The 23531-nt window shown below is 29.2% G+C and carries 17 protein-coding genes; 16 read left to right on the top strand and 1 reads right to left on the bottom strand.

The window, feature by feature from the left end; genetic code table 11:
* Positions 1–50: 50 nt before the first annotated feature.
* The 3 genes from rplM to VC03_RS05915 all read left to right on the top strand — a co-directional run bounded on the left by rplM (position 51) and on the right by VC03_RS05915 (position 1435).
* Positions 51–485 (top strand): 50S ribosomal protein L13, encoded by a 435-nt coding sequence (gene rplM / locus VC03_RS05925; protein WP_046329111.1) that lies wholly within the window; start codon positions 51–53, stop codon positions 483–485.
* 12 nt (positions 486–497) lie between these two features.
* Positions 498–893: a 30S ribosomal protein S9 gene (rpsI, locus tag VC03_RS05920; RefSeq protein ID WP_046329110.1), complete on the top strand. Its 396-nt coding sequence runs from the start codon at positions 498–500 to the stop codon at positions 891–893.
* 134 nt (positions 894–1027) lie between these two features.
* Entirely contained in the window at positions 1028–1435 is a 408-nt protein-coding gene (locus VC03_RS05915; protein WP_046329109.1) for a type II toxin-antitoxin system HicB family antitoxin, read from the top strand.
* A 24-nt stretch (positions 1436–1459) separates the two neighbouring features.
* Here the strand turns inward: VC03_RS05915 and VC03_RS05910 are convergent, their stop codons facing one another.
* Positions 1460–1948, bottom strand: coding sequence for a hypothetical protein (locus VC03_RS05910; RefSeq protein WP_046329108.1), 489 nt, complete (start codon positions 1946–1948; stop codon positions 1460–1462).
* Positions 1949–2100: 152 nt separating this feature from the next.
* Here VC03_RS05910 and VC03_RS05905 point away from each other — a divergent pair, with 152 nt between their 5' ends.
* The 13 genes from VC03_RS05905 to glyS all read left to right on the top strand — a co-directional run bounded on the left by VC03_RS05905 (position 2101) and on the right by glyS (position 23529).
* A complete protein-coding gene (locus tag VC03_RS05905; RefSeq protein WP_052727720.1) occupies positions 2101–3399 on the top strand; it encodes a sugar ABC transporter substrate-binding protein in 1299 nt (432 codons plus the stop codon).
* Positions 3400–3455: 56 nt separating this feature from the next.
* The gene (locus tag VC03_RS05900; protein ID WP_046329107.1) at positions 3456–3857 is read left to right on the top strand and encodes a hypothetical protein; all 402 of its coding nucleotides are present in this window, start codon (positions 3456–3458) and stop codon (positions 3855–3857) included.
* A 1-nt stretch (position 3858) separates the two neighbouring features.
* Positions 3859–5877 (top strand): carbohydrate ABC transporter permease, encoded by a 2019-nt coding sequence (locus VC03_RS05895; protein ID WP_052727719.1) that lies wholly within the window; start codon positions 3859–3861, stop codon positions 5875–5877.
* Positions 5877–6773, top strand: coding sequence for a sugar ABC transporter permease (locus VC03_RS05890; protein ID WP_046329106.1), 897 nt, complete (start codon positions 5877–5879; stop codon positions 6771–6773). The genes VC03_RS05895 and VC03_RS05890 overlap by 1 nt, the downstream gene beginning before the upstream one ends.
* A gap of 6 nt (positions 6774–6779) precedes the next feature.
* Complete coding sequence (locus tag VC03_RS05885; protein ID WP_046329105.1) at positions 6780–7850, top strand: ABC transporter ATP-binding protein; 1071 nt, start codon at positions 6780–6782, stop codon at positions 7848–7850.
* Positions 7851–7857: 7 nt separating this feature from the next.
* Complete coding sequence (locus VC03_RS05880) at positions 7858–8853, top strand: LacI family DNA-binding transcriptional regulator (RefSeq protein ID WP_046329104.1); 996 nt, start codon at positions 7858–7860, stop codon at positions 8851–8853.
* Positions 8853–10349 (top strand): 4-alpha-glucanotransferase, encoded by a 1497-nt coding sequence (malQ, locus tag VC03_RS05875; RefSeq protein WP_046329103.1) that lies wholly within the window; start codon positions 8853–8855, stop codon positions 10347–10349. Before VC03_RS05880 ends, malQ begins: the two co-directional genes overlap by 1 nt.
* Positions 10350–10587: 238 nt before the next feature.
* Positions 10588–15096: a YadA C-terminal domain-containing protein gene (locus VC03_RS05870; protein ID WP_046329102.1), complete on the top strand. Its 4509-nt coding sequence runs from the start codon at positions 10588–10590 to the stop codon at positions 15094–15096.
* Between the two features lie 119 nt (positions 15097–15215).
* Positions 15216–17396 carry a Tex family protein gene (locus VC03_RS05865; protein ID WP_046329101.1) on the top strand — a complete coding sequence of 727 codons (2181 nt, stop codon included), beginning with the start codon at positions 15216–15218 and terminating at the stop codon, positions 17394–17396.
* Positions 17396–20191: an isoleucine--tRNA ligase gene (gene ileS / locus VC03_RS05860; protein ID WP_200893820.1), complete on the top strand. Its 2796-nt coding sequence runs from the start codon at positions 17396–17398 to the stop codon at positions 20189–20191. The genes VC03_RS05865 and ileS overlap by 1 nt, the downstream gene beginning before the upstream one ends.
* Complete coding sequence (lspA, locus tag VC03_RS05855) at positions 20178–20657, top strand: signal peptidase II (RefSeq protein WP_226869161.1); 480 nt, start codon at positions 20178–20180, stop codon at positions 20655–20657. The genes ileS and lspA overlap by 14 nt, the downstream gene beginning before the upstream one ends.
* Positions 20654–21532: a glycine--tRNA ligase subunit alpha gene (glyQ, locus tag VC03_RS05850; RefSeq protein ID WP_046329099.1), complete on the top strand. Its 879-nt coding sequence runs from the start codon at positions 20654–20656 to the stop codon at positions 21530–21532. The genes lspA and glyQ overlap by 4 nt, the downstream gene beginning before the upstream one ends.
* Positions 21532–23529, top strand: a complete 1998-nt coding sequence (gene glyS, locus VC03_RS05845; RefSeq protein ID WP_046329098.1) for a glycine--tRNA ligase subunit beta — start codon at positions 21532–21534, stop codon at positions 23527–23529. The genes glyQ and glyS overlap by 1 nt, the downstream gene beginning before the upstream one ends.
* Positions 23530–23531 lie beyond the last annotated feature (2 nt).

Below are 23531 nucleotides of genomic sequence, written 5' to 3'. Positions count from 1 at the left end.
CCTTTCCCACAAAGGACCGTTATTCACGTATTAATTTAGGAGGAAAAAAAGTGAATAAGTATACAAAAATACAAAAAAAAGAAGAAGTATCAAGAAAATGGCATGAAATTGATGCTACAGGAAAAATATTAGGAAAATTAGCTACTGAAATAGCAGTAATTCTTATGGGTAAAGACAAACCTACATACACACCACACGTTGATGGAGGAGATTATGTAGTAGTTGTTAATGCTGATAAGATTGCAGTTACAGGTAAAAAGTTAACTGACAAGAAATATTACAGACACAGTGGATATCCTGGTGGTCTAAGTGTTAGAACTTTACAAGAAATGCTTGATAAGAAACCTACTGAAGTTTTAAGAAAAGCAGTTGAAAGAATGTTACCTAAGAATAAATTAGGAAAACAACAAATCAATAGATTAAAACTTTATGTAACAGCTGAACATAAACATGGTGCACAAAAACCAGAAAAGTTAGAAAAGTAGGAGGTAGAGTAAATGGCTAAAGGACAATATTTAGGAACAGGAAGAAGAAAAACTTCTGTTGCAAGAGTAAGACTTATACCTGGACAAACAGGAGTAGAAATTAACGGAAAAGACATGAGAGAATATTTCGAAGGAAGAGAAATATTAGCAAAAATTGTTGAACAACCATTAGAAGTAACAGAATCATTAGATAAATTCAAAGTAATAGTTAATGTATATGGTGGAGGAAACTCAGGACAAGCAGGAGCAATAAGACATGGTGTTGCAAGAGCTTTACTAGAAAATGATCCAGATTACAGACCAGCTTTAAAAGAAGCAGGATACTTAACAAGAGATTCAAGAATGGTTGAAAGAAAGAAATACGGAAAGAAAAAGGCAAGAAGAAGCCCACAATTCTCAAAGAGATAGTGAAAATAAATACACCCTACAAATGTGGGTGTATTTTTGTTTACAAAAAAGAGTAATAAAGAACTTGAATATATGTTAAATATATGTTATTCTGTTGATGAGATAAAAAAATTATGAAATGGAGATAATGTTTTATGGCTAAAGAAGTAATTTATCCTGTTATTGTAACTTTAACAGAAGATAACTTTTATGAAGTAAACATACCTGATTTTAATTTAGAATTAGGAGCATATGGAGAAACAATAGAAGAGGCGATGAATATGGCTTTAGAAGTTGTTAGTACCATGATTTATGAAACAGGTAAAATCCCTTCACCTAGTAAAATCAAAGAATTGCAAAAAGGATTAAAAGAAAATCAATTTGTAGGAATAGTAAGTTTTAACCCAGATTATGAATATTCCTTAATAAAACAAGTTTATAAAAACAAAATGGTATCATTACCTAGTTGGCTTATTGAATTAGCTAAAAATAAAAATATAAATTGTTCACAATTATTGCAACAAGCATTAAAAAAAGAATTGAAAATAAAAAGCATAGACTAAGTGTTTATGCTTTTTTATATTTTATTAAAACTCAACATTCACAACCTTATCCCCTATAACCACTCCATATATTTTGTTATCCTTTGTGAGAAGTGAGAAATCTACATTTACAAAAGGGATTGTTTTGTCTATGCCATGATTTAAGATGTTGACATAACAGTCTTCTTTTTTGTATGGTGTATAGTCAAAATCTTCTTTTGTTGCATAAACTAATTTGTGCATATCACAAATAGAAAAATGAGGTCTACTATCCTTTAATATGTTATTTTCATCAAAGTATACACAGTCGATAGTTATAAATACTAGATCATTATCATATCGTATATTTTCTTCCTTTATATCAAAGATAAAATTGATGCTAAATTTTGAAATTGTTATGTTTTTCATAAACATAATTTTAAAATTATTAGGTAGAACAAGTACTAGTTTATTATCTGTTTTTAATAAGAAGCATAGTGTCTTAAATTCTTTACCATCATTACCTATTATTTTTGCATTATATATATTATTCATAAAATCACCACAATTAGTATAATACAATAGTTTTGTTATGTCCACAGCATTTTTACTAAAAATTTTAAAAAAAAGGTTGTCTTTTTTTACTTTCAAGTTATAATACTATTGCAAACGATTGCATACATATATAAACGAAAGGAAGATATAGAATGAAAAAAATTTTGACAGCAGTTTTGTTAGCATTCTCAATCTTAGCTTGTAAAGGTAAGGAAGAAGCTAAAGGTCCAAAAACAGAAGGATTAAAAGGTAGTATCGTTGTACAAGCAGAAGACACTTGGCAACCATATTATGAAGCAGCAATAAAGAGGGTTAAAGAAAAGAACCCAGATGCAGACATTCAATTAAAGGTTATAGGTTCATTTGACCACTTAGACATAATTGATAAGACAGATGCAACTAATAAGGACGTTGCAGACGTATTTGCTCTACCTTTAGATAAAATGGAAAGCTTAAATAGTAAATCAGTTTTAGCTTCATTTGATGCTAAAGCATTAGCTGATAAAATTGGAGGATTCAAAGATTTCGATAACGGTTTAGGAGGACAACTTAAGAAAGATGGTTCTTATGTTGCATTCCCTATGAACATTGAAACACTTGCAGTAGGATTAAATAAGAAAAATGCAGCTGCTCAAGGAATCGATGTAACTAAAGATATAGACTTAGCAAAATTAAGTCCAGATGTAGCAATGGTACCAGTATTTAATGCTTGGTATGCAGTTGCAATAACTAATGCATTTGATGTTGAATTATTAGGTAAAGATGGAGATAAATTCTTCTCTGACTTAACAAAGAACTGGGACGAATTAACACCAGATCAACAAAAGATGTTTGAAGGATTATTCAATTATTGGAAAGCTTCACACGAAAAGAAACTTCCTATGTTTGACGAAAAAGCAGTAGATGGATATGTTACAGATAACTTTAACAGTGGAAAAACTGGTTCTGTAAGAATAGTTGGACCATGGGATGCTAATCCAATGGCAGAAGCTCTAGGAGATGACTTCGATGTTATAGGATTAAATCATGCTACATGGGAAGGAAAACCATTAAAACACTGGAAGAGTGGATGGGCATTAGGAATTAACTCAAGAGATGAAGAAGATAAAGATAAGATGGCATTAGCAGAAGCTGTTATAGCTGAAATAATGAATCCTAAATATGCAGGAGACATGTACAAGATAACAGGTAAGATTATGCCAAATGTAAGCAAAGATGAATATGAAAAGATGGATAAATTAAGCCCATTAGATAAGAAAGTTCTAGCTTCTATACTAGAAAGCTATGATGTAGCCGTTTCAAGACCATTATTCGAAGAATGGGGACAAGTATGGGATACATGGAAGAACTCAATAATTTCTTGGGAAGCTAAGAAACCTAAAACAGCACAAGATGCATATAAAGAAGTACAAGCAAGCTTTAAGGCACTATTAACAAACTTAGGTCAATAATAAATTAGGGGAGTAGGTGTTAGAGTAGCACCTACTTCTTTATTATAAGGAGATATATGAAATTAGATAAAAAGACTATGATAGCTTTTATGGTAATATCCTTTTGTATAGTACTATTTGAAACATTAAATAGTTTTTATTTAGTTAAAAGTATAGAGTTATTTGAACAATTTCATAAAAGAACAGGGGCGTCATTGGATGTGTATATAACAAATCAGATGATTAACTATATGAGTTCAGTTAGTTTATTTGTGATATTTAATTTGTATAATTATTTTCTAAATGAAAAATTAAGAATAAACGTACTATATAAGGGGATATTTTCATTGTTTATAATCGCTAATATTTTATTTAAAATTTTTGTATATCCTCAAGATACTATATTTTACTTTTTAAGTATAATTTTACAATGTATATTGCTGATTTGGATAATTGTATTTAAAGAAAGGGAGAAATAATATGGACGAATATGTTTACGATAGTATAGGTAATGCCCATGAAAGAAAAAATCTTTACTTAAAAGATTTAGCAAAAGGTGTAAAAGTTGATAAAAGTACTCACCCATATCTTAAAGAATTAAATTCATTCAAAGAAAAAGAAAAAGCCTTCTTATTAGAATTGAAATCTGAAGTAAATAAGAAGAAACAAGAGTACAAAGGCACATGTGATAAGAAAGAAACAAAATTAAGAATAGAATTGATGGAATCAAAAAAGAAGACAGAATTCTATAAACCATATACTGAATTAAGTTATGATTATGAACTTGAATATTTAGTAAATAAATTAAAGGAAGAAAGACTTCCAGGAATAATAGACCTTTATGTTTCAACTATATGTGAAGAAGCACAATTCAAAAAGAAATTATCAGAATTAGATAATAAGGCTAATGAAGAAGCTAAGAAAGTGTTCGAACAAAAGAAAGAAGACTTGAAAAAAGAATTAGAAAAGAATAAAGGTAAATTAAAAAATAGCAGAAATGAAGGATTAATTTCTGAAAAAGCTTATGAAGAAGAAGTTAACCAATTAAAACAAGCAGCAAAAGATAAAATAGAAGTATTAAAATTACAAATACCTAGTGAAGATTTAAAAAGTAGAATAAGAGTAGCAAAATATATTACATCAGTTGAAGTAGATTCAAAATACAAGATACTTCAACAAGATATATCGGATATAGTAAGAAAAACCCCTGTAGAAATAGAAAAAGTCAATAAAATAGCTCCTATTTTATCAATAATAATACCAGGATTAGGGCAATTATTAAACAAACAATATCTAAAAGCTTGCCTATTATTCATAGGTACAATATTTATCTATTTTGCAGCTATTCCATATGCTTTAGGATACGGTAATTATAGAGGACAAGGAATCTATGGATTATATACTTTAGCTAAGGGAGCTAAAAAATTAGACAAATCAATGATATTCATGATAGAAGGGTTAGTTGCAGTAATACTAATACTATTAGCAATAACTATTATGGCAGTAGCATTTATGGATTGTCGTGACGTATTAAAAGCAAAAGCAAAAGGTATAAGACCTAAAACAACTTTTGAAATTATTACTTCAATACAAGATGATGGATTCCCATACATAGTAACTGTATCAACAGGTATATTATTAATGTTTATAGTATTATTACCAATATTCACAACTATCTTGTTATCATTTGCAGGTATGGATCCTAAACACCAATCTAAATTTGCTTGGGTAGGATTAAAGAACTATCTATTACTAATAGAAGGTAAAGGTATTGCAGGAGGACCATTCTGGTTAATTTTAGGATGGACAATAATATGGACTATATTCTCAAGTACTTGTGCAATAGCAGTAGGATTCTTCTTAGCATTACTTGCAAATAACGATAGAATAAAAGGTAAGTCAATAATTAGAACAGTATTCTTATTACCTTGGGCTGTACCAGCGTTTATAACAATAATGTTCTTTAGTATTATGACTTCACCAAATGGACAAATAACTAAATTACTAGAAGGTATATTTGGTGGTAACTTTGCAATAAAGAGTAGTGCAAATTTAACTAGAATAGCATTAATATTATTACAAACTTGGCTTGGAAGTTCATACATATTCCTATTATCAACAGGAGTATTACAAGGAATACCACAAGACTTGTATGAAGCAGCAGAAATTGATGGTGCAACAGGTTGGCAAAAATTAAGTAAGATTACTTTACCATTAGTCTTATTCCAAACAGCACCTTTATTAATAGGACAATATACATTTAACTTTAATAATTTCTCTATAATTTATCTATTCAATGGTGGAGGGCCATTTGATCCAAGTAATTATGGAAATATAGCAGGAAGTACAGATTTATTAATTTCATATATATATAAATTAACTATAGAAAAACAATATCAATCAATTGGTGCTGCGATAACTATATTTATTTCATTAGGTTTAATGGTGTTTGCTTACATAGGATTTAAGAATTCAAAGGCATTCAAGGAGGAAAAATAATGGCTAGTAAGAAACAAAAGAAATCTAATCTATATTTATCAGATAAACCACCTTTAACATTGTCTGGTAAGATAGGGTTAACAATAAGCTATGCGATATTAATAATATGGGCTTTATTAATAATAATACCACTATTAGTCATGGTTATATCATCATTTAATGGATTACAATCACAATATATAGTAATGGGATCAGATTTCCAATTTTCACTAAAACAATTTAAAATATTATTCACTAAGACATTGTTCTTAAGATGGGTTGTAAATACACTTGTAATAGCGTGTTTAACTGCTATTATAACTTTAATAATAGTATCATATACAGGATATGTATATTCAAGATTTAGATTTAAAGGTAAAAAAGGTTCGCTTATGGCAATAATGCTAATACAAGTTATACCAGCATTCGCAGGTATAGCAGCATACTACACTATGCACTCAATAGTAGAAGCAATATTCCCATTATTCACAAGAACAATGATGTTAATATTAATATATGCAATCGGTGGGGTTGCAGGTAATACCTTTATACTTAAAGGATATATAGATTCAATATCAGTTGAATTAGACGAAGCAGCCAAGATGGAAGGTTGTTCAAATATGCAAGTATATAGATTGATAATTCTACCTATTGCAAAGCCAATGATAGCAATAATTGCATTATGGTCATTTATAGGACCATTTATGGATTATCTATTACCAAAAGTACTATTAACATCACCTAAGAGTTATACATTAGCAGCTGGGCTATTTACATTAATTAATGACGAAAGAACAAAATTAGAACCAGTATTTGCTGCTGGTGGATTCTTAACAGCTATACCTATAGTTGTATTGTTTATATTCTTACAAAAACAATTAGTTTCTGGATTATCAAGTGGATCAGTGAAAGGATAAGGATTTATGAAAGTAGAGTTAAAAAATATAGGTAAAAAATACGAAGGTAGAGAAGAATTTACAATAAGACATATTAATCTTGATATTGAAAGTAAAGATTTCTGTATAATATTAGGACCATCAGGATGTGGTAAATCAACATTATTAAGAATGATAGCAGGACTTAACTCAATAACAGAAGGAGAACTATTATTCAATGGTAAGTTAATGAATAAAGTTGCATCAAAAGATAGAAATATAGCTATGGTTTTCCAAAGCTATGCTCTATACCCACATATGACAGTTTATGATAACATGGCATTCTCTCTTGCAATGAGAAAGATGGATAAGAGAATAATACACGAAAGAGTATTAGAAGCAGCAAAAATATTACAAATAGAAAAATATCTATATTCTAAACCTTCTGATATCTCTGGAGGACAAAGACAAAGGGTTGCATTAGGACGTGCAATAGTTAGAAAACCAGCAGTATTCTTAATGGACGAACCTTTATCAAACTTGGATGCAAAATTAAGAGAACACATGAGAGTTGAATTAGTAAGAATACACCAAAGTCTAGGAACAACTTCTATATACGTTACACACGACCAAACAGAAGCTATGACTATGGGTACAAAGATTTGCCTATTAGACAAGGGAGTAATACAACAATTTGGTAAACCAGAAGAATTCTATAACAAACCTGCAAACTTATTCGTTGCAAAATTCATAGGTTCACCTACAATGAATGTAATCAACGGTAAGATACAAGGTGGAATATTTGTAAGTGATAGTGGTGTAGTAAAGATTAATGTAGATGAAAGACTTAAAGAATATGAAGGTAAAAAAGTTACTGTTGGTATAAGAAGTGAAAGATTCTTAAGCGATGCAGATAGAACTCAAAATACTATAGAAGCAAAGATAGACGTTATTGAAATGTTAGGTAAAGAAAAAGCTCTATATGTTAAATTAGCAGATGACACTCAATTGATAATAACAGTACCTAGTTACTTTAAGTATAATGTAGGTGAAACACATAAATTTACATTTGATACAGAAGCATTACACTACTTTGATGAAGAAGGAAATAGAATTTAGGTGAATTATGTTGAATAGAGTTACATTAGCAGATGTTGCTAAAAAAGCTAATGTTAGTACAGCAACAGTTTCAAGAGTTATAGCCAATAGCAGTTTAATAAGCAAAGAAACTAAGAAGAAAGTACAAAAGGTTATAGATAATTTGAATTATGTTCCAAACTCTATGGCACAAAGTTTAACAAGGAATAGTAGTAAAATAATAGGGATAGTGTTGAATTCAAAAGACATTGATCCCTTATCAAATAATTTCTTTTCAGAAATATTAAGTGGTATATGTGATTATTTAATAAACAAGGATTACTATACCCTGTACATTCACTGCAATAACAGTGAAACTGAAGAAGAATATGTTAAATCATTAGTAGGTTCAAGAAGATTAGATGGTCTAATCTTCTTGCGTGCCTATGACGATGAAAAATTATTAAAATATTTAGAAAATATACAATTTCCTTTTAGTATAATAGGGACTCCTAATGATACTAGTGAATATATATGGGTGGATAACGATAATACAAAGACAACATATACAATTACTAAAAAGTTAATTGAACAAAACAAAAAGAAAAATATTTGTTTTGTTGGAGGTCCTATGAACCTAAAGGTTACAAATTATAGATATAAAGGATATGTGAAGGCCTTAAAAGAAAAAAATATATCTAAAGAATATATTATAGAATCTCTATTTAATATCGACACAGCTTATGATATAATAAGAGAATATTTACGTAATAATAGAAAAATAGACGCTATTGTAACAACGGATGATGTTTTAGCTATTGCTTCAATAAAGGCTTGTAAGAGTCTTAATAAAAGAAATGTAATTGTTACAGGATTTAACAATACATACTTGAAGAAAACTTCAAACTATAACTTCACAACAGTAGACATAAAAGTAAAAGAGTTAGGTAAAAAAGCATGTGAACTATTGATACAAAAAATAGAAAATAGATTAATGAAAAAAAATTATGCTATTATTCAAGCAAACATACTATGGGAGGAATAATGTTAGATAAAGATTATGACTATAAGGCAATAAATACAAATAGAAAAAGTGGTGTAATAATGCATATTTCATCACTACCATCAAAATATGGTATAGGAACATTTGGTAAAGGAGCATATGAGTTTTGTGACTTTTTAAAGAATGCAGGATTTCATTATTGGCAAATATTACCATTAGGGCCTACAAGTTATGGAGATTCACCATATCAATCTTTTTCATCATTTGCAGGGAATCCATATTTTATAGACCTTGATATTTTGAAAGATGATGGACTGCTATTAGAGGAAGAATATATTAATATAGATTTTGGAGATAATCCACTAAAAGTAGATTATGCTAAATTATACAATAACAGATATACAGTACTAAAAAAGGCGTTTGAAAGATTTAAAGAATTTGACAAACTAAATGAATTTGTTGAAAAACATTCTGACTGGGTAAAAGATTATGCCCTATTTATCGCATTAAAAAATCATTTCAATGGTGCTTCATATGACACTTGGGATGAAGATATTAAAAATAGAAAAGAAGATGCAATAAAAAAGTACAGTGAAGAATTAAAAAATGACATACAATTTCAATATTTTATGCAATATGAATTCTTCAAGCAATATACAAATTTAAAAAAATATGTTAATGATAAGGGAATAAAGATAGTTGGAGATATTCCAATATATTGTGCAGGAGATTCATGCGATGTATGGTCAGATGAAAAACAATTTAGATTAGACCTAGTTGGTGGTTGTCCACCAGATTCATTCTCAGATGGAGGACAATTGTGGGGTAATCCTACATATGATTGGGAATATATGAAAAAAGACAAATACAAATGGTGGGTTAATAGAATAAAAAAGAGCCTAAAACTTTGTGATGTCTTAAGAATAGACCATTTTAGAGGATTTGAATCATATTGGGCTATACCTAAGGGTAGTGTTAATGCAAGTACTGGAAGCTGGGTAAAAGGTCCAGGTATGGATCTATTTAATGAAGTGAAAAAACAACTGGGAGATATAGATATAATAGCAGAGGATCTTGGATATACAACTAAAGAAGTTGTAAAATTCAGAACTGAAACTGGATTTCCTGGTATGAAGGTATTAGAGTTTGCTTTTGATCCAAATAATGAAAGCGATTTTTTACCTCATAATATAGAAAGAAATTGGGCAGTATACTGTAGTACTCATGATAGTGATACTCTACAAGGTTGGATAGAATGGCAAAAGGGAACGCCAACATTAGACTTTGCAAGAAGATATCTTAACCTAACTGAAGAAGAAGGATATGCTTGGGGAATATTGCGTGCTGCATGGAGTAGTGTTGCAAATATTGCAATAACTCAAATACAAGACTTTTTCCAATTGAATAATGATTACAGAATGAATATACCATCTACATTAGGAAATTGGACATTTAGATTAGATAAAAAATATTTAACAAAAGAAAATGCAGAAAAACTATATAAGTTCAATAAACTTTACTCTAGATTAAATAAATAAAGGACAGGGCACAGGGTTGTGTCTTGTTTTTTTATATCAAATTCTTAATAAAAATTTGTATTTTTGTGATTTTTAGTTAAAAAACGCCCATTACTTAACGCTAGTAAACATTAAGGGAAATATGTAAAAAATTATTTAAGTTAATAAACAAACTGATGTTTAGTAAAAAAGTGCTTTTTTTTTTTTTTTTTGGACTACAATTAATATGTAACGTTAACAAAAGTAAGGGGACAAATAAATGAAAAATGAAGCATTAAAATTTTTAAAGAAAATTTGTAAAAATAGAGTGAAAGTTACCAAAAGAATGGTAATATTTTTTTTAATGACAGGGGGATTGCTTTTATCGCAAGTAAACTTTTCTGAGACAGTAGATGAAACAAAACCAGCAACAATTAAAGATTTAAAAGACTATGATTATCCAAATAGTCTACATTTTGTTTCAGTACAATATAGCGACGAGGATGTTAAAGAGTATAAAGATTATAATAAATATTTAGACTTATTGAAAGAAAAAATTGGATATTTAAAAGAAGTAGCATTAGAAGAAGCGAATGGTAAAGATAAAAAGAAAATAAAGGAAATAAACCAAAAAGCAAGAGATGTAAAAAAACAAATGGATAAATTAAAAGAAACAAATAAATTAATATCCCAAAAAGTATCAAACAAAATTGAAGGAAAGTTTAAAACAAAAGATAGTGAAGAAATTAATAAAGAATATACAGAAAGAATGAATGAAATTAATAAGCTAGGTACAAACTTTAATAATTTAGGAATAGATTTTGCACATAGTATAGCTATAGGTAAAGGTGCTGAAATAAAAGGAGAAAATGGTATAGCTATAGGTGTTGATACACTATCAGGGAAAGATTCAATTTCACTTGGTAAAGATGCAATTGCAGATGGAGAAGGTAATATAGCGATAGGAAGAGATGCGACACTATTTAGTAAAACTTTTAAAGGAAAAGTAGGTCAACAAATAGCTCGTATTTTAAATACTCCAGATACAATAGTTAAATTTGAAAATGAAGGCAATGTAGAGTACAAAAAAACAATAGTTATAGGAGACGGAACTAAATCAAGTGGTAATTCAAATATAGCTATAGGTGATAATGCTATTGCAATGAAGAAAAGACTAACATTAAGTACAAAAGATAATGGAGTTCTTTCTGATAAGAATGGGGTAGAAATAGATGCAAAAAATTGGAATGATATTGCAAAACAATTCTATAGCCCTGGTGAAGACGATAAAGGATATTATAAATTTGAAGTAAAACCAGTAGAAAATGCGATAGCATTAGGTAAAAATGCAAGTGCTTTTGCTGATAATGTAATTGCAATAGGTAAAGGAGCCATATCTGGATTTGAAAGTGCTGTGTCAATAGGAGAAAATGCAGATACAGAAGGTAAAAATTCAGTAGCTATAGGTAAAAATTCTATAATATTTGGAGAATCAAGTGTTGCCATAGGAGAAGGATCTAGAACTGGGAAAATAAAGTATGTTCTTAAAACAATTGAGGGTAAAGACACAGTAGAAAAAATTGAAGAATTTGATACTCTTGAGGCAGCAAAACAAGAATTAGAAAAGAAAAATGATCTTAGCAAAATTTATCGAATAGAAGTTGGAGGAGAAAAATCAGAATATTCAGTTGCTATAGGTAAAGACTCTGCTGTAGAACACAGTGGTTCAGTAGCAATAGGAGCAGATTCATTGGCAGTTAAAAGTAATGGTAAGAGTGCATTTACAGAAGTTGACCATACAAGTGGAGAAACAGTTTCATTTGGAAAAGAAGATAGAAAAAGAAGACTAACTAATGTTGCAGATGGTTCAGCTGATTCTGATGCAGTTACTGTTGCACAATTAAAGAAAGCAATTAATGACAATAAAGGTGGCAGTGGTGGAAGTGCTGTAGCAGATGGAAAATATGCAAACATTTCATTATCGAATATTGATGAAACAGCAAAGAATACAATAAAAGACAAAGCAAAAGAATCAATAGAAATAGTTGAAGATAAAAAAGAAAGTAGTAAAAATGATTCAGGAATTGTTGTTACAAAGTCAGAAGATAAAAATAGTCATAAAGATACATATAAGATAAAATTAGATGAATCAAAAGTAAAAGAAATAGCAGGAACAACAAACTTAGCAACTGAATATGCTAAAGTAGCTGCAGATAATATAGCTGTAAATAAATGGGCTGAAAAACTAGGTACAGGATCTATTACAACTAATGAAACAAATTTAGTAACAGGGAAGACAGTATTTAATGCTATTAAGAATTCAAAGACAAAAGTTGAAAAAGAAGGAGATATAATAACATTAACAGCAACACCAAGTACAGATGACGGAATAAGTTCAGTAACATATAAACTTGGAATAGATGATACTAAATTAAAAGCAAAGATTAATGAATCAAAGGTAAGTGTAGAACAAGGAGAAGGAATAAAAGTAACTTCTACAGCTAATAAATATACAGTTGCACTTGCAGATGAATTAAAAACAAAAATTGATGGAGCATTACAAAGTAGTGTAGCAGATGGAAAATATGCAAACATTTCATTATCGAATATTGATGAAACAGCAAAGAATACAATAAAAGACAAAGCAAAAGAATCAATAGAAATAGTTGAAGATAAAAAAGAAAGTAGTAAAAATGATTCAGGAATTGTTGTTACAAAGTCAGAAGATAAAAATAGTCATAAAGATACATATAAGATAAAATTAGATGAATCAAAAGTAAAAGAAATAGCAGGAACAACAAACTTAGCAACTGAATATGCTAAAGTAGATGCAGATAATATAACTGTAAATAAATGGGCTGAAAAACTAGGAACAGGATCTATTACAACTAATGAAACAAATTTAGTAACAGGAAAGACAGTGTATAATGCTATTAAGAATTCAAAGACAAAAGTTGAAAAAGAAGGAGATATAATAACATTAACAACAACACCAAGTACAGATGACGGAATAAGTTCAGTAACATATAAACTTGGAATAGATGATACTAAATTAAAAGCAAAGATTAATGAATCAAAGGTAAGTGTAGAACAAGGAGAAGGAATAAAAGTAACTTCTACAGCTAATAAATATACAGTTGCACTTGCAGATGAATTAAAAACAAAAATTGATGGAGCATTACAAAGTAGTGTAGCAGATGGAAAATATGCAAACATTTCATTATCGAATATTGATGAAACAGCAAAGAATACAATAAAAGACAAAGCAAAAGAATCAATAGAAATAGTTGAAGATAAAAAAGAAAGTAGTAAAAATGATTCAGGAATTGTTGTTACAAAGTCAGAAGATAAAAATAGTCATAAAGATACATATAAGATAAAATTAGATGAATCAAAAGTAAAAGAAATAGCAGGAACAACAAACTTAGCAACTGAATATGCTAAAGTAGCTGCAGATAATATAGCTGTAAATAAATGGGCTGAAAAACTAGGAACTGGCAAAGTTGCTAATGGTGATGCTGGACTAGTTACAGGTTCAACTATATATAATTATATGACTACATTTAAACAACAATTATCTAGTGAGTCTACAAAAGATTTAGCTAAAAAGTTGAATGCAGATGCAGATAATTTAAGTGAAACAGGTAAAACTACTTTAACTAATAAATTAGGAACTGGTGAAGTTGCAGAAAATAATACAAATTTAGTTACAGGTGGAAAAGTATACACTAAATTAAATGAAATTAAAACAGACTTAGATAATAAGTATAAAGGTCTTAATACTCAAGTTACAACAAATACTGGTGATATTACTGCGTTAAAAACTACTGTAGAAGGTCTTAAGAATACAACACAAGAAATTAATAATATTAAAACTAAGTTAGATGACAAGTTAGATAAAAATGATTTATCAATAACAGGAGATAATTATATAACTGCTGATAAAGATGATAAATTTAATTATACATTAAAAGTTAATAAAACAAAGTTAGAAAGTGATCTTGATTTAACTAACAATAATTCAATAAATAGTATATTTAATACTAAATTAGGTAATATTAATACTAATATTGGAGAATTAAAAACTAGCTTAGAAACTAATACAAATAACATTAATTCATTAACAACTAAGGCAGATACTAATACATCTAGCATTATTAAATTACAACAAGATATGGGTAATAAATTAAATGCAGATGCAACTAATTTAAGTGAAACAGGAAAAACTAACTTAATTGACAAATTATCTAAAGATTCAAACATAGCTAAACCTAAAGATAGATTAGTTACTGATAGACAAGTTAATACCTACTTATCTAGATACAATGATGCGTTAGGAGTAGTAGATAAGAAGTCTACTGTAGCACTTGAAAAATCTGAATTAGCATTAGGTGGAGTAGCAAATGCAGTGGCAATGGCAAATCTAGTTCAAGTTAATTCTTATTCTGACTATAGACATAATTTAAGTGCAGCATATGGATACTATGGAGGATCACATGCATTAGCAGTAGGATTTAGTGGAACTAATGAAGAACGTAACTTTGTATACAAATTAAGTGGTTCAGTAAACAATAAAGGTAATCTTGCGTTCGGTGTTGGAGCTGGAGTTATGCTTGGTGATAAAGATGAAAGATTAACAACAGAATATAGTACTAAGTTGAAGACTGTAGAAAAAGATTTGGTGGAAGCTAATAAGAAGATAAAAGAATACGAAGAAAGACAAAAAGCAACAGATATAAAGGTGAAAGAACTTGAAAGAAAACTTAACCAAATTTTAAATAAACATTAAAAAGTTTAAATGCAAGGCTATAATTATTTAGCCTTGTATTTTTTTGAATTTGTCCATCTTTTAAAATAAATAAATATGTGCTACAATATCTTGTAAAAGTATACATTTTAGGAGGCGTCGTGGACGAGATAGTAAAAAAGGTTTCATTGATATTAGGTATTAATGAAAAAAACATTTCAGATACATTTAAGCTATATGATGAAGGAGCAACAATCCCCTTTATTTCACGTTATAGAAAAGAAGTAACAGGTGGCTTGAATGAAGAACAAATAAGAGAAATTATTGATAAAATAACATATGAGAAGAATTTAGAGAAAAGAAAAGAAGAAGTAATTCGTTTAATAGAAGAGCAAGGTAAATTAACAGAAGAGCTAAAAAAAGAAATATTAGAAGCTAATGTCTTACAAAAAGTTGAAGACATATATTTACCTTACAAAAAAAAGAAAAAGACTAAGGCAGATATTGCAAAAGAAAAAGGATTAGAACCTTTTGCTAAAGAAATATATGATGGTTTAAGTATAGCTAAAATTTCTAGTGAAGCAAGTAAGTACATAACTAGCGAAGTTTTAAATGAAGCAGAAGCAATAGAAGGTGCTTACCTAATACTAGCACAAGACTTATCAGAAAACGTAAAGATACGTGAGTATTTAAGAGAACAAACATTAAATATTGGTATAGTATATGCTAGTGTAATAGAAAAAAATAGAAGTCTAGATGAAAGATTAGTATATTCAAACTATTATGAATTCAGTGAAACTGTTAAAAAGATTGCATCACATAAGATATTAGCAATTAATCGTGCTGAAAAAGAAAAGATCTTGAAAGTTAACATAGATTTTGAAGATCAAGATAAGTTGAAGATAAAAAGATATATGTATAATCACTTCTTTAAAAAGGCAAATGCTGATATGAAAGAAGAATTAATTCAAAAGGTTGTAGATGATAGTTACGACAGATTACTATTCCCCTCAATAGAAAATGAAGTTAGAAGTACATTGACAGATAGGGCAGATAAAGAGGCAATAAACATATTTGCAACTAACCTTGAAGCACTACTATTACAACCACCTATACTTAAAAAAACAATTTTAGGATTAGACCCTGGTATTAGAACAGGATGTAAGCTAGCAGTAATCTCAAAAGATGGTTTCTACATTACATCAGATGTAATATATCCTGTAAAAGGTGCACACAGTGAAGCAATGCTAGAAAAATCACGTGTTAAACTACTTAAATATATTAAAGAATATTCAGTTGATATTATTGTAATAGGTAATGGTACAGCATCACGTGAAACTGAAAGCTTTGTTGCAGATGCAATTAAAGGACTTAATTGTAAGTATGTCATAGTAAATGAAGCAGGAGCATCTGTATATTCAGCATCTAAATTAGCTCATGAAGAATTTCCTGATTTAGATGTAACTGTACGTGGTACTATTTCAATTGCAAGACGTATACAAGATCCATTATCAGAATTAGTTAAGATAGATCCAAAATCTATAGGTGTTGGTATGTATCAACATGATGTAAATCAAAAAGAACTAGAACAAAAACTAGTAGAAACAATAGAAAAGATTGTAAATAGAGTTGGAGTAAATCTAAATAGTGCATCATTTTCAATATTAAGCTATGTATCAGGTGTAAAGAAGAATATAGCTAAAAATATTGTGGAATACAGAAAAGAACATGGAGACTTTAAGTCAAGAGAAGAATTAAAAAATGTAAAAGGATTGGGTGCTAAGGCTTTTGAACAAATGGCAGGATTCGTTGTAATACCAGATTCAATTAATCCACTAGATAATACAATAATTCACCCAGAATCATATCCTCTAGCAGAAAAGATTTTAGAGTTAGTAGAATCTAACCCTAGTGAATTTAGAACTAACTATGTTGAAATACGTCAAAAGTTAAATAATCTTGGTTTGAAAAAAGTGTTAAAAGCTATGGAAGATACTTATGGTAAAGATACAATAAAAGACGTATATGAAGCCTTATTAAAAGACAGAAGAGACCCAAGAGAAGACTATCCTATGCCTATACTAAAATCTGACATATTAACAATGGAAGACTTAAAAGAAGGTATGATACTAGAAGGTACAGTTAGAAATGCTACAAAATTTGGAGTATTTGTTGATATAGGTTTAAAAAATGACGCTATGATACATATATCAGAATTATCAGAAAAATTTGTTAAAGATCCAACACAAGTATTGACTGTTGGTCAGATTATTAAAGTAAGAGTATTAAGTGTTGACAAAGTTAGACACAGAGTAACTTTATCAAGAAAAGGAGTTAAATAATGGAAATAGATTATTCTAAAACACTAAATTTACCTAAGACAAGCTTTAAAATGAAGGCAAATTTAGCACAAAGAGAAGGATTACAGTTAAGGGATTGGCAAAAAGCAAAAATTTATGAAAAATCAATAGCAGATAAGACAAAACCAGTGTTTTTCCTACATGATGGACCACCATATGCAAATGGAGATATCCACGTAGGACACGCAATCAACAAGATATTAAAGGATATTATACTTAAATACAAGAGAATGAGAGGGTATAATGCACCATATATACCTGGTTGGGATACACATGGATTACCTATAGAATGGAAGATAATTCAAGAAAAAGGTGAAAAAGTTGCATCTATGTCTGTACTTGATTTGAGAAATGAATGTAAAAAATATGCTTTAAAACAAGTAGAAAAACAAAAGAAAGACTTTGTGAGACTAGGTGTTTTAGGTGATTTTGATAATCCATACATTACATTAAAACCTGAATTCGAAGCTGAAGAATTAAGAGTATTTAAAGAAATCTATGAAAATGGATATGTATACAAAGGTCTAAAGCCAGTTTATTGGTCACCTACAACAGAAACAGCATTAGCTGAAGCAGAAATTGAGTACAAGAATGTTACATCACCTGCAATATATGTAAAAATGGATATGTGCCAAGATGGTTTAGATAAAATAGGGCTAGATAAAGCTAGTATAGTAATTTGGACAACAACACCATGGACATTACCAGCTAACTTAGGTATTGCATTGAATAAGGACTTTGTTTACGGAGTTTACAAAACAGAAAAAGGTAATCTAGTAGTTGCAAAAGAATTAGCAAAACAAGCATTTTCTAAGATGGGATTAGATTATGAATTGATAAAAGAATTTAAAGGAGACCTATTAGAAAATACTCATTACAAGCATCCGTTTATAGACAGAACAGGGCTTGTAATATTAGCTGATCATGTAACATTAGAAGCAGGTACAGGTTGTGTACATACAGCACCAGGACATGGGGCAGATGACTTTATTGCAGGGAATAAGTATAATCTAGGGATATTATCACCAGTAGATGACAAGGGTCATATGACTTATGAAGCAGGTAAATATGAAGGATTATTCTACAAAAAAGCAGAAAAGCAAATAGTACAAGACTTGTTAGAAACAGGATATATATTATCAGTAGAAGAGATAACACACTCATACCCACATGACTGGAGAAGTAAGAAGCCAATAATATTTAGAGCAACAGAACAATGGTTTATAAACATAATGGATAGTGATATAAGGGGGAATGCATTAAAGGCTTTAGATGAAATTAAATTTTATCCACAATGGGGTAAAAATAGAATAAAATCTATGCTTGAAGTAAGACCAGACTGGACTATTTCAAGACAAAGAGTGTGGGGTGTACCTATACCTATCTTCTATAACAAACAAAATGAAATAATATATCATAGTGACATTATGGATAGAATAATAGCTATGGTAGAAAAAGAAGGTACAGATATTTGGTGGAAATATTCTGCCAAAGAATTAATAGGAGAAGAACTATTAGCAAAATATAACTTGAATGCAGATGAAATAAGAAAAGAAAGAAGTATATTAGATGTTTGGTTTGATTCAGGTGTAACTCATAGATCAGTTGTAGTTCAAAGAGGTTACAAACGACCAGTAGACCTATACTTAGAAGGTTCAGACCAACATAGAGGATGGTTCCAATCATCACTATTAACATCAATATCTAGTACAAAAGATAAGCCATATAAGCAAATACTAACACATGGTTTTGTTAATGATGGACAAGGTAGAAAAATGAGTAAGTCTATAGGTAATACCATAGCTCCTAATGATGTAATTAATAAATATGGTGCAGATATATTAAGACTATGGGTATCATCAGTAGATTACAGAGAAGACGTAAGATTATCAGAAGATATATTAAATAGAACTTCAGACTCATATAGAAAGATACGTAATACTGCAAGATACTTACTAGGTAATGTTAGTGACTTTAACATTAATGAAGACAAAGTAGACTACAAAGATATGTTAGAAATAGATAGATGGGCATTAAATAGACTAGAAAGATTAAAGAAAAAATTAGAAAAACTTTATGATAACTTTGAGTTCTATAACATCTTCCAAGAAATATCATATTTCTGTATTATAGAAATGTCATCATTCTACTTGGATATAATAAAAGACAGACTATACTGCGAATACAAGACATCATTAAAGAGAAGATCAGCACAAACAGTATTAGCAGAAATATTAAAAATATTAGTTAGAGCTATTTCTCCAGTTTTATCATTTACAGCTGAAGAAATATGGGAAAAGATGCCAGAAGAATTAAAAGATAGTGAAAGTGTTCTATTAACATCATGGATACCAGTACATGAAGAATATATAGATGACAAACTAGAAGCTAAATGGGAAAAATTATCTGCTTTAAGAAAAGAAGTAAACAAAAAGATAGAAGAAAGAAGACAAAAAGGTGAAATAGGTTTAGCACTAGATGCTAGAGTAGTATTAAATATACAAAACAAGGACTATGAATTTGTAAAAGAATATTCAGATTGGGATTTATCTGATATCTTCTTAGTATCTCAAATAGCATATGAAACAACACCTTTAGAAAATACAGAAATTGAAGGAGTTACAGTAAGAATAGATAGAGCATTAGGTGAAAAATGTCAAAGATGTTGGAAGTATAGTACAGAAATAGGAGATAGCGAATTTGGACAAGTAACACCTAGAGATGCAGAAGTTCTTAGATTAATGAAACAAAATGGAGAACTAAATGAAAAAGAATAATGAAGAGATTGTATATGCATTAATAGTTGTCCTTTTGCTAGGTATAGATCAGTTAACTAAACAGGCAATAAGAAGTTTAGCAAATGGTGTAATAGGATATTCTTTTAGAATTATGGGAGATTTTTTACGTTTTACTTATGTTGAAAATCATGGAGGCATATTTGGAATATTTCAAGGGCATATAAGGGCATTTACTATTGTAAGTAGTATATTAATAATATATGTATATGTGACAGAGCTAAAAAACTTCAGTAAATATTCAAACTTAACCAAGATAGGTGTTCTATTTATCGTAGCTGGAGCATTAGGCAATATGTTTGATAGATTTTTTAGAGGGTATGTAATAGATATGATAGATTTTAGAACAATATGGTCTTTCATATTTAATGTGGCAGATATGTACATACACATAGGTGTATACTTAATAGTAATTGCATATATATTAAAAAGGAGAAAGAAAAAATGACTTTTCAAAATATAATATTAACATTACAAAAGTATTGGCAAAAACAAGGTTGTGTTTTAGCTAATCCATATGATGTTGAAACAGGAGCTGGAACTTTTAATCCTGATACATTTTTAATGTCATTAGGACCAGAACCATGGAAGGTTTGCTATGTTGAACCTTCAAGAAGACCTAAAGACGGTAGATATGGGCAAAACCCTAATAGAGTGTATCAACACCATCAATTTCAAGTTTTGATGAAACCATCACCTGATAATATACAAGAATTGTATTTAAAAAGTCTTGAAGCATTAGGTTTGGACTTAAAAGAACATGATGTAAGATTTGTTGAAGATAACTGGGAATCACCTACACTAGGAGCATGGGGTCTAGGTTGGGAAGTATGGCTTGATGGTATGGAAATAACACAATTCACATATTTCCAACAAGTTGGAGGTCTAGAAGTTGAAATAACACCAGTGGAAATAACATACGGGTTAGAAAGAATTGCCCTTTATTTACAAAACAAAGACAATGTATATGATCTTGACTGGGCAGATGGAGTTAAATATGGTGAAAGAAGATTCCAATATGAATATGAAATGTCAAAATATAGCTTTGAAGTAAGTGATAGTGCTATGAATTTTAAACTATTTGATATGTACGAAAAAGAAGCAAATAATTGTTTGGAGCATAAGCTAGTATTACCTGCATATGACTATGTATTAAAATGTTCACATACATTTAATAACTTAGATGCAAGAGGATCTATAGGTACAACTGAGAGAATGGCATATATATTAAGAGTACGTGATCTAGCAAAGAAATGTGCAGAAATATTTGTGGAAAATAGAAAAAACTTAGGTTTCCCACTATTAAAAGAAGGAGAAAAATAATGAAATTTTTATTTGAATTAGGTGTTGAAGAATTGCCTTCAAGATATGTAGATATATCTGAAAAAGCTTTAAAAAAAGAAGTCGAAAAAGAATTAAAAGAAAATAGAATTCATTATGAAAGCATAGAATCATTTAGTACTCCAAGAAGACTAGCTTTAAGAATAAATGGCATGGACGAAATGCAACAAGATTTAAATGAAGAAAAAATAGGACCTAGCACTAGTGTTGCACTAAAAGACAAAAAGCCAACAAAGGCATTACTTGGATTTTTATCTTCAAATAACTTAGGTGAAAATGACTATAGTATAGTAAATACACCAAAGGGTGAATATATTAAGATAAAAAAATATATAAAGGGTAAGAAAACAGAAGAAATATTAAAAGATATTTTGGATAAAGCTTTAAAATCATTAGAATTTGAAAAAACTATGAAGTGGGGTTCTAATACTTTTAGATTTGTAAGACCTATAAAATGGATAGTGGCACTAATAGATAATAAGGTACTTGACTTTACATTTGAAGGAGTTAAATCTGGAAACATTACAAGAGGTATGAGAATATTTAAGAGTCAAGAAATACAAATTGATGATATAGATTCTTATGAAAAGCTATTAGAAGAAAACTATGTAATAGTAAGTCATGATAAAAGAAAACAAATGATAATTGACCAAATACATACTAATTGTGATACAGAAGAAAAGAAGACACAAATAGATGAAAAATTATTAAAAGAAGTTGTAAACTTGGTTGAATACCCTTATGCTATAATGGGTTCATTTGATAAGAGTTATCTTGTACTTCCAGAAGACTTGATAACTATAACTATGAAGACACATCAAAGATACTTCCCTGTAAGATTTGCTGATGGTAAGTTAGCAAATAATTTTGTGGTAATTAGAAATGCACCTATGTACTCAGAAAGTGTTAAGTTAGGTAATGAAAAAGTAATAATACCAAGACTTGCAGATTCTAAATTCTTCTTTGATGAAGACTTAAAGCATAAATTAAGTGATAATGTAGAAAAGTTAAAAAATGTAATGTTCCAAAAAGATATGGGAACTATATATGAAAAAATGCAAAGATCAACTGAAATTGCTAAATTTTTAAATGCAGATTCTGACACATTACGTACTATTTACCTAGCAAAGGCAGACTTAGTTTCAAATGTAATAAATGAAAAAGAATTTACAGAATTGCAAGGTATGATGGGTGGTATTTATGCAGAAAAAACAGGAGAAAATGAAGTTGTTTCAAAAGCAATACCAGAACACTATATGCCAAGATTCCAAGGAGACAAATTACCAGGAACTATACAAGGGGCTATAGCTTCAATAGCTGATAAGCTAGATACAAGTATAGGGGCATTTTGTGTTGGTCTAAAACCTACAGGTTCAAAAGACCCTTATGCTATTAGAAGGGCAACACAAGGTATTTGTCTTGTAGCACTAGATAAAAAATTAGATGTAGATTATTTACAATTAATAGATAAGGCATATAATATATTTAAGGGGAATAAGGAAGTTAAGTATGCTAAGGCATTAGAAGAATACAAAACATACTTTAAACAAAGATTAGAAAATGTTTTATCTGATATGTATGATAGAGATTTAGTTAGTTATGTAATAAATAACGAAACTAATTTCAAAAATCTTTTAGTTAAATTAGACAAATTAAAGACATTAGAAAATACTGATAAGTTTACTGATTTAATAAATGTATTAAAGAGGGTAAAAAACATATTAAAAGATGTTAAAACAACAGAAATTAACTCTGATTTAATAAGAGAAAAAGAAGAAAAAGCTCTATTAGAAGTCTTATTAACCCTAAAAGATAAAGACTTCTCAAGTACTATAGATATTTTACTTGAGAATAAGGATGTAATTAATAACTTCTTTAATAACATTAAGATAAATGTTGAAGATGTTGAAATGAAGAACAATAGATTAGCATTATTAAATAATATTCTAAAAACAACAGGGAATATTATAGAAATATAGAT

Origin of the sequence: Sneathia vaginalis (assembly GCF_000973085.1) — a bacterium.
Taxonomy (GTDB): domain Bacteria; phylum Fusobacteriota; class Fusobacteriia; order Fusobacteriales; family Leptotrichiaceae; genus Sneathia; species Sneathia vaginalis.
Note: the sequence above shows the minus strand (reverse complement) of the source record. Positions and strands in the feature narration are given on the sequence as shown.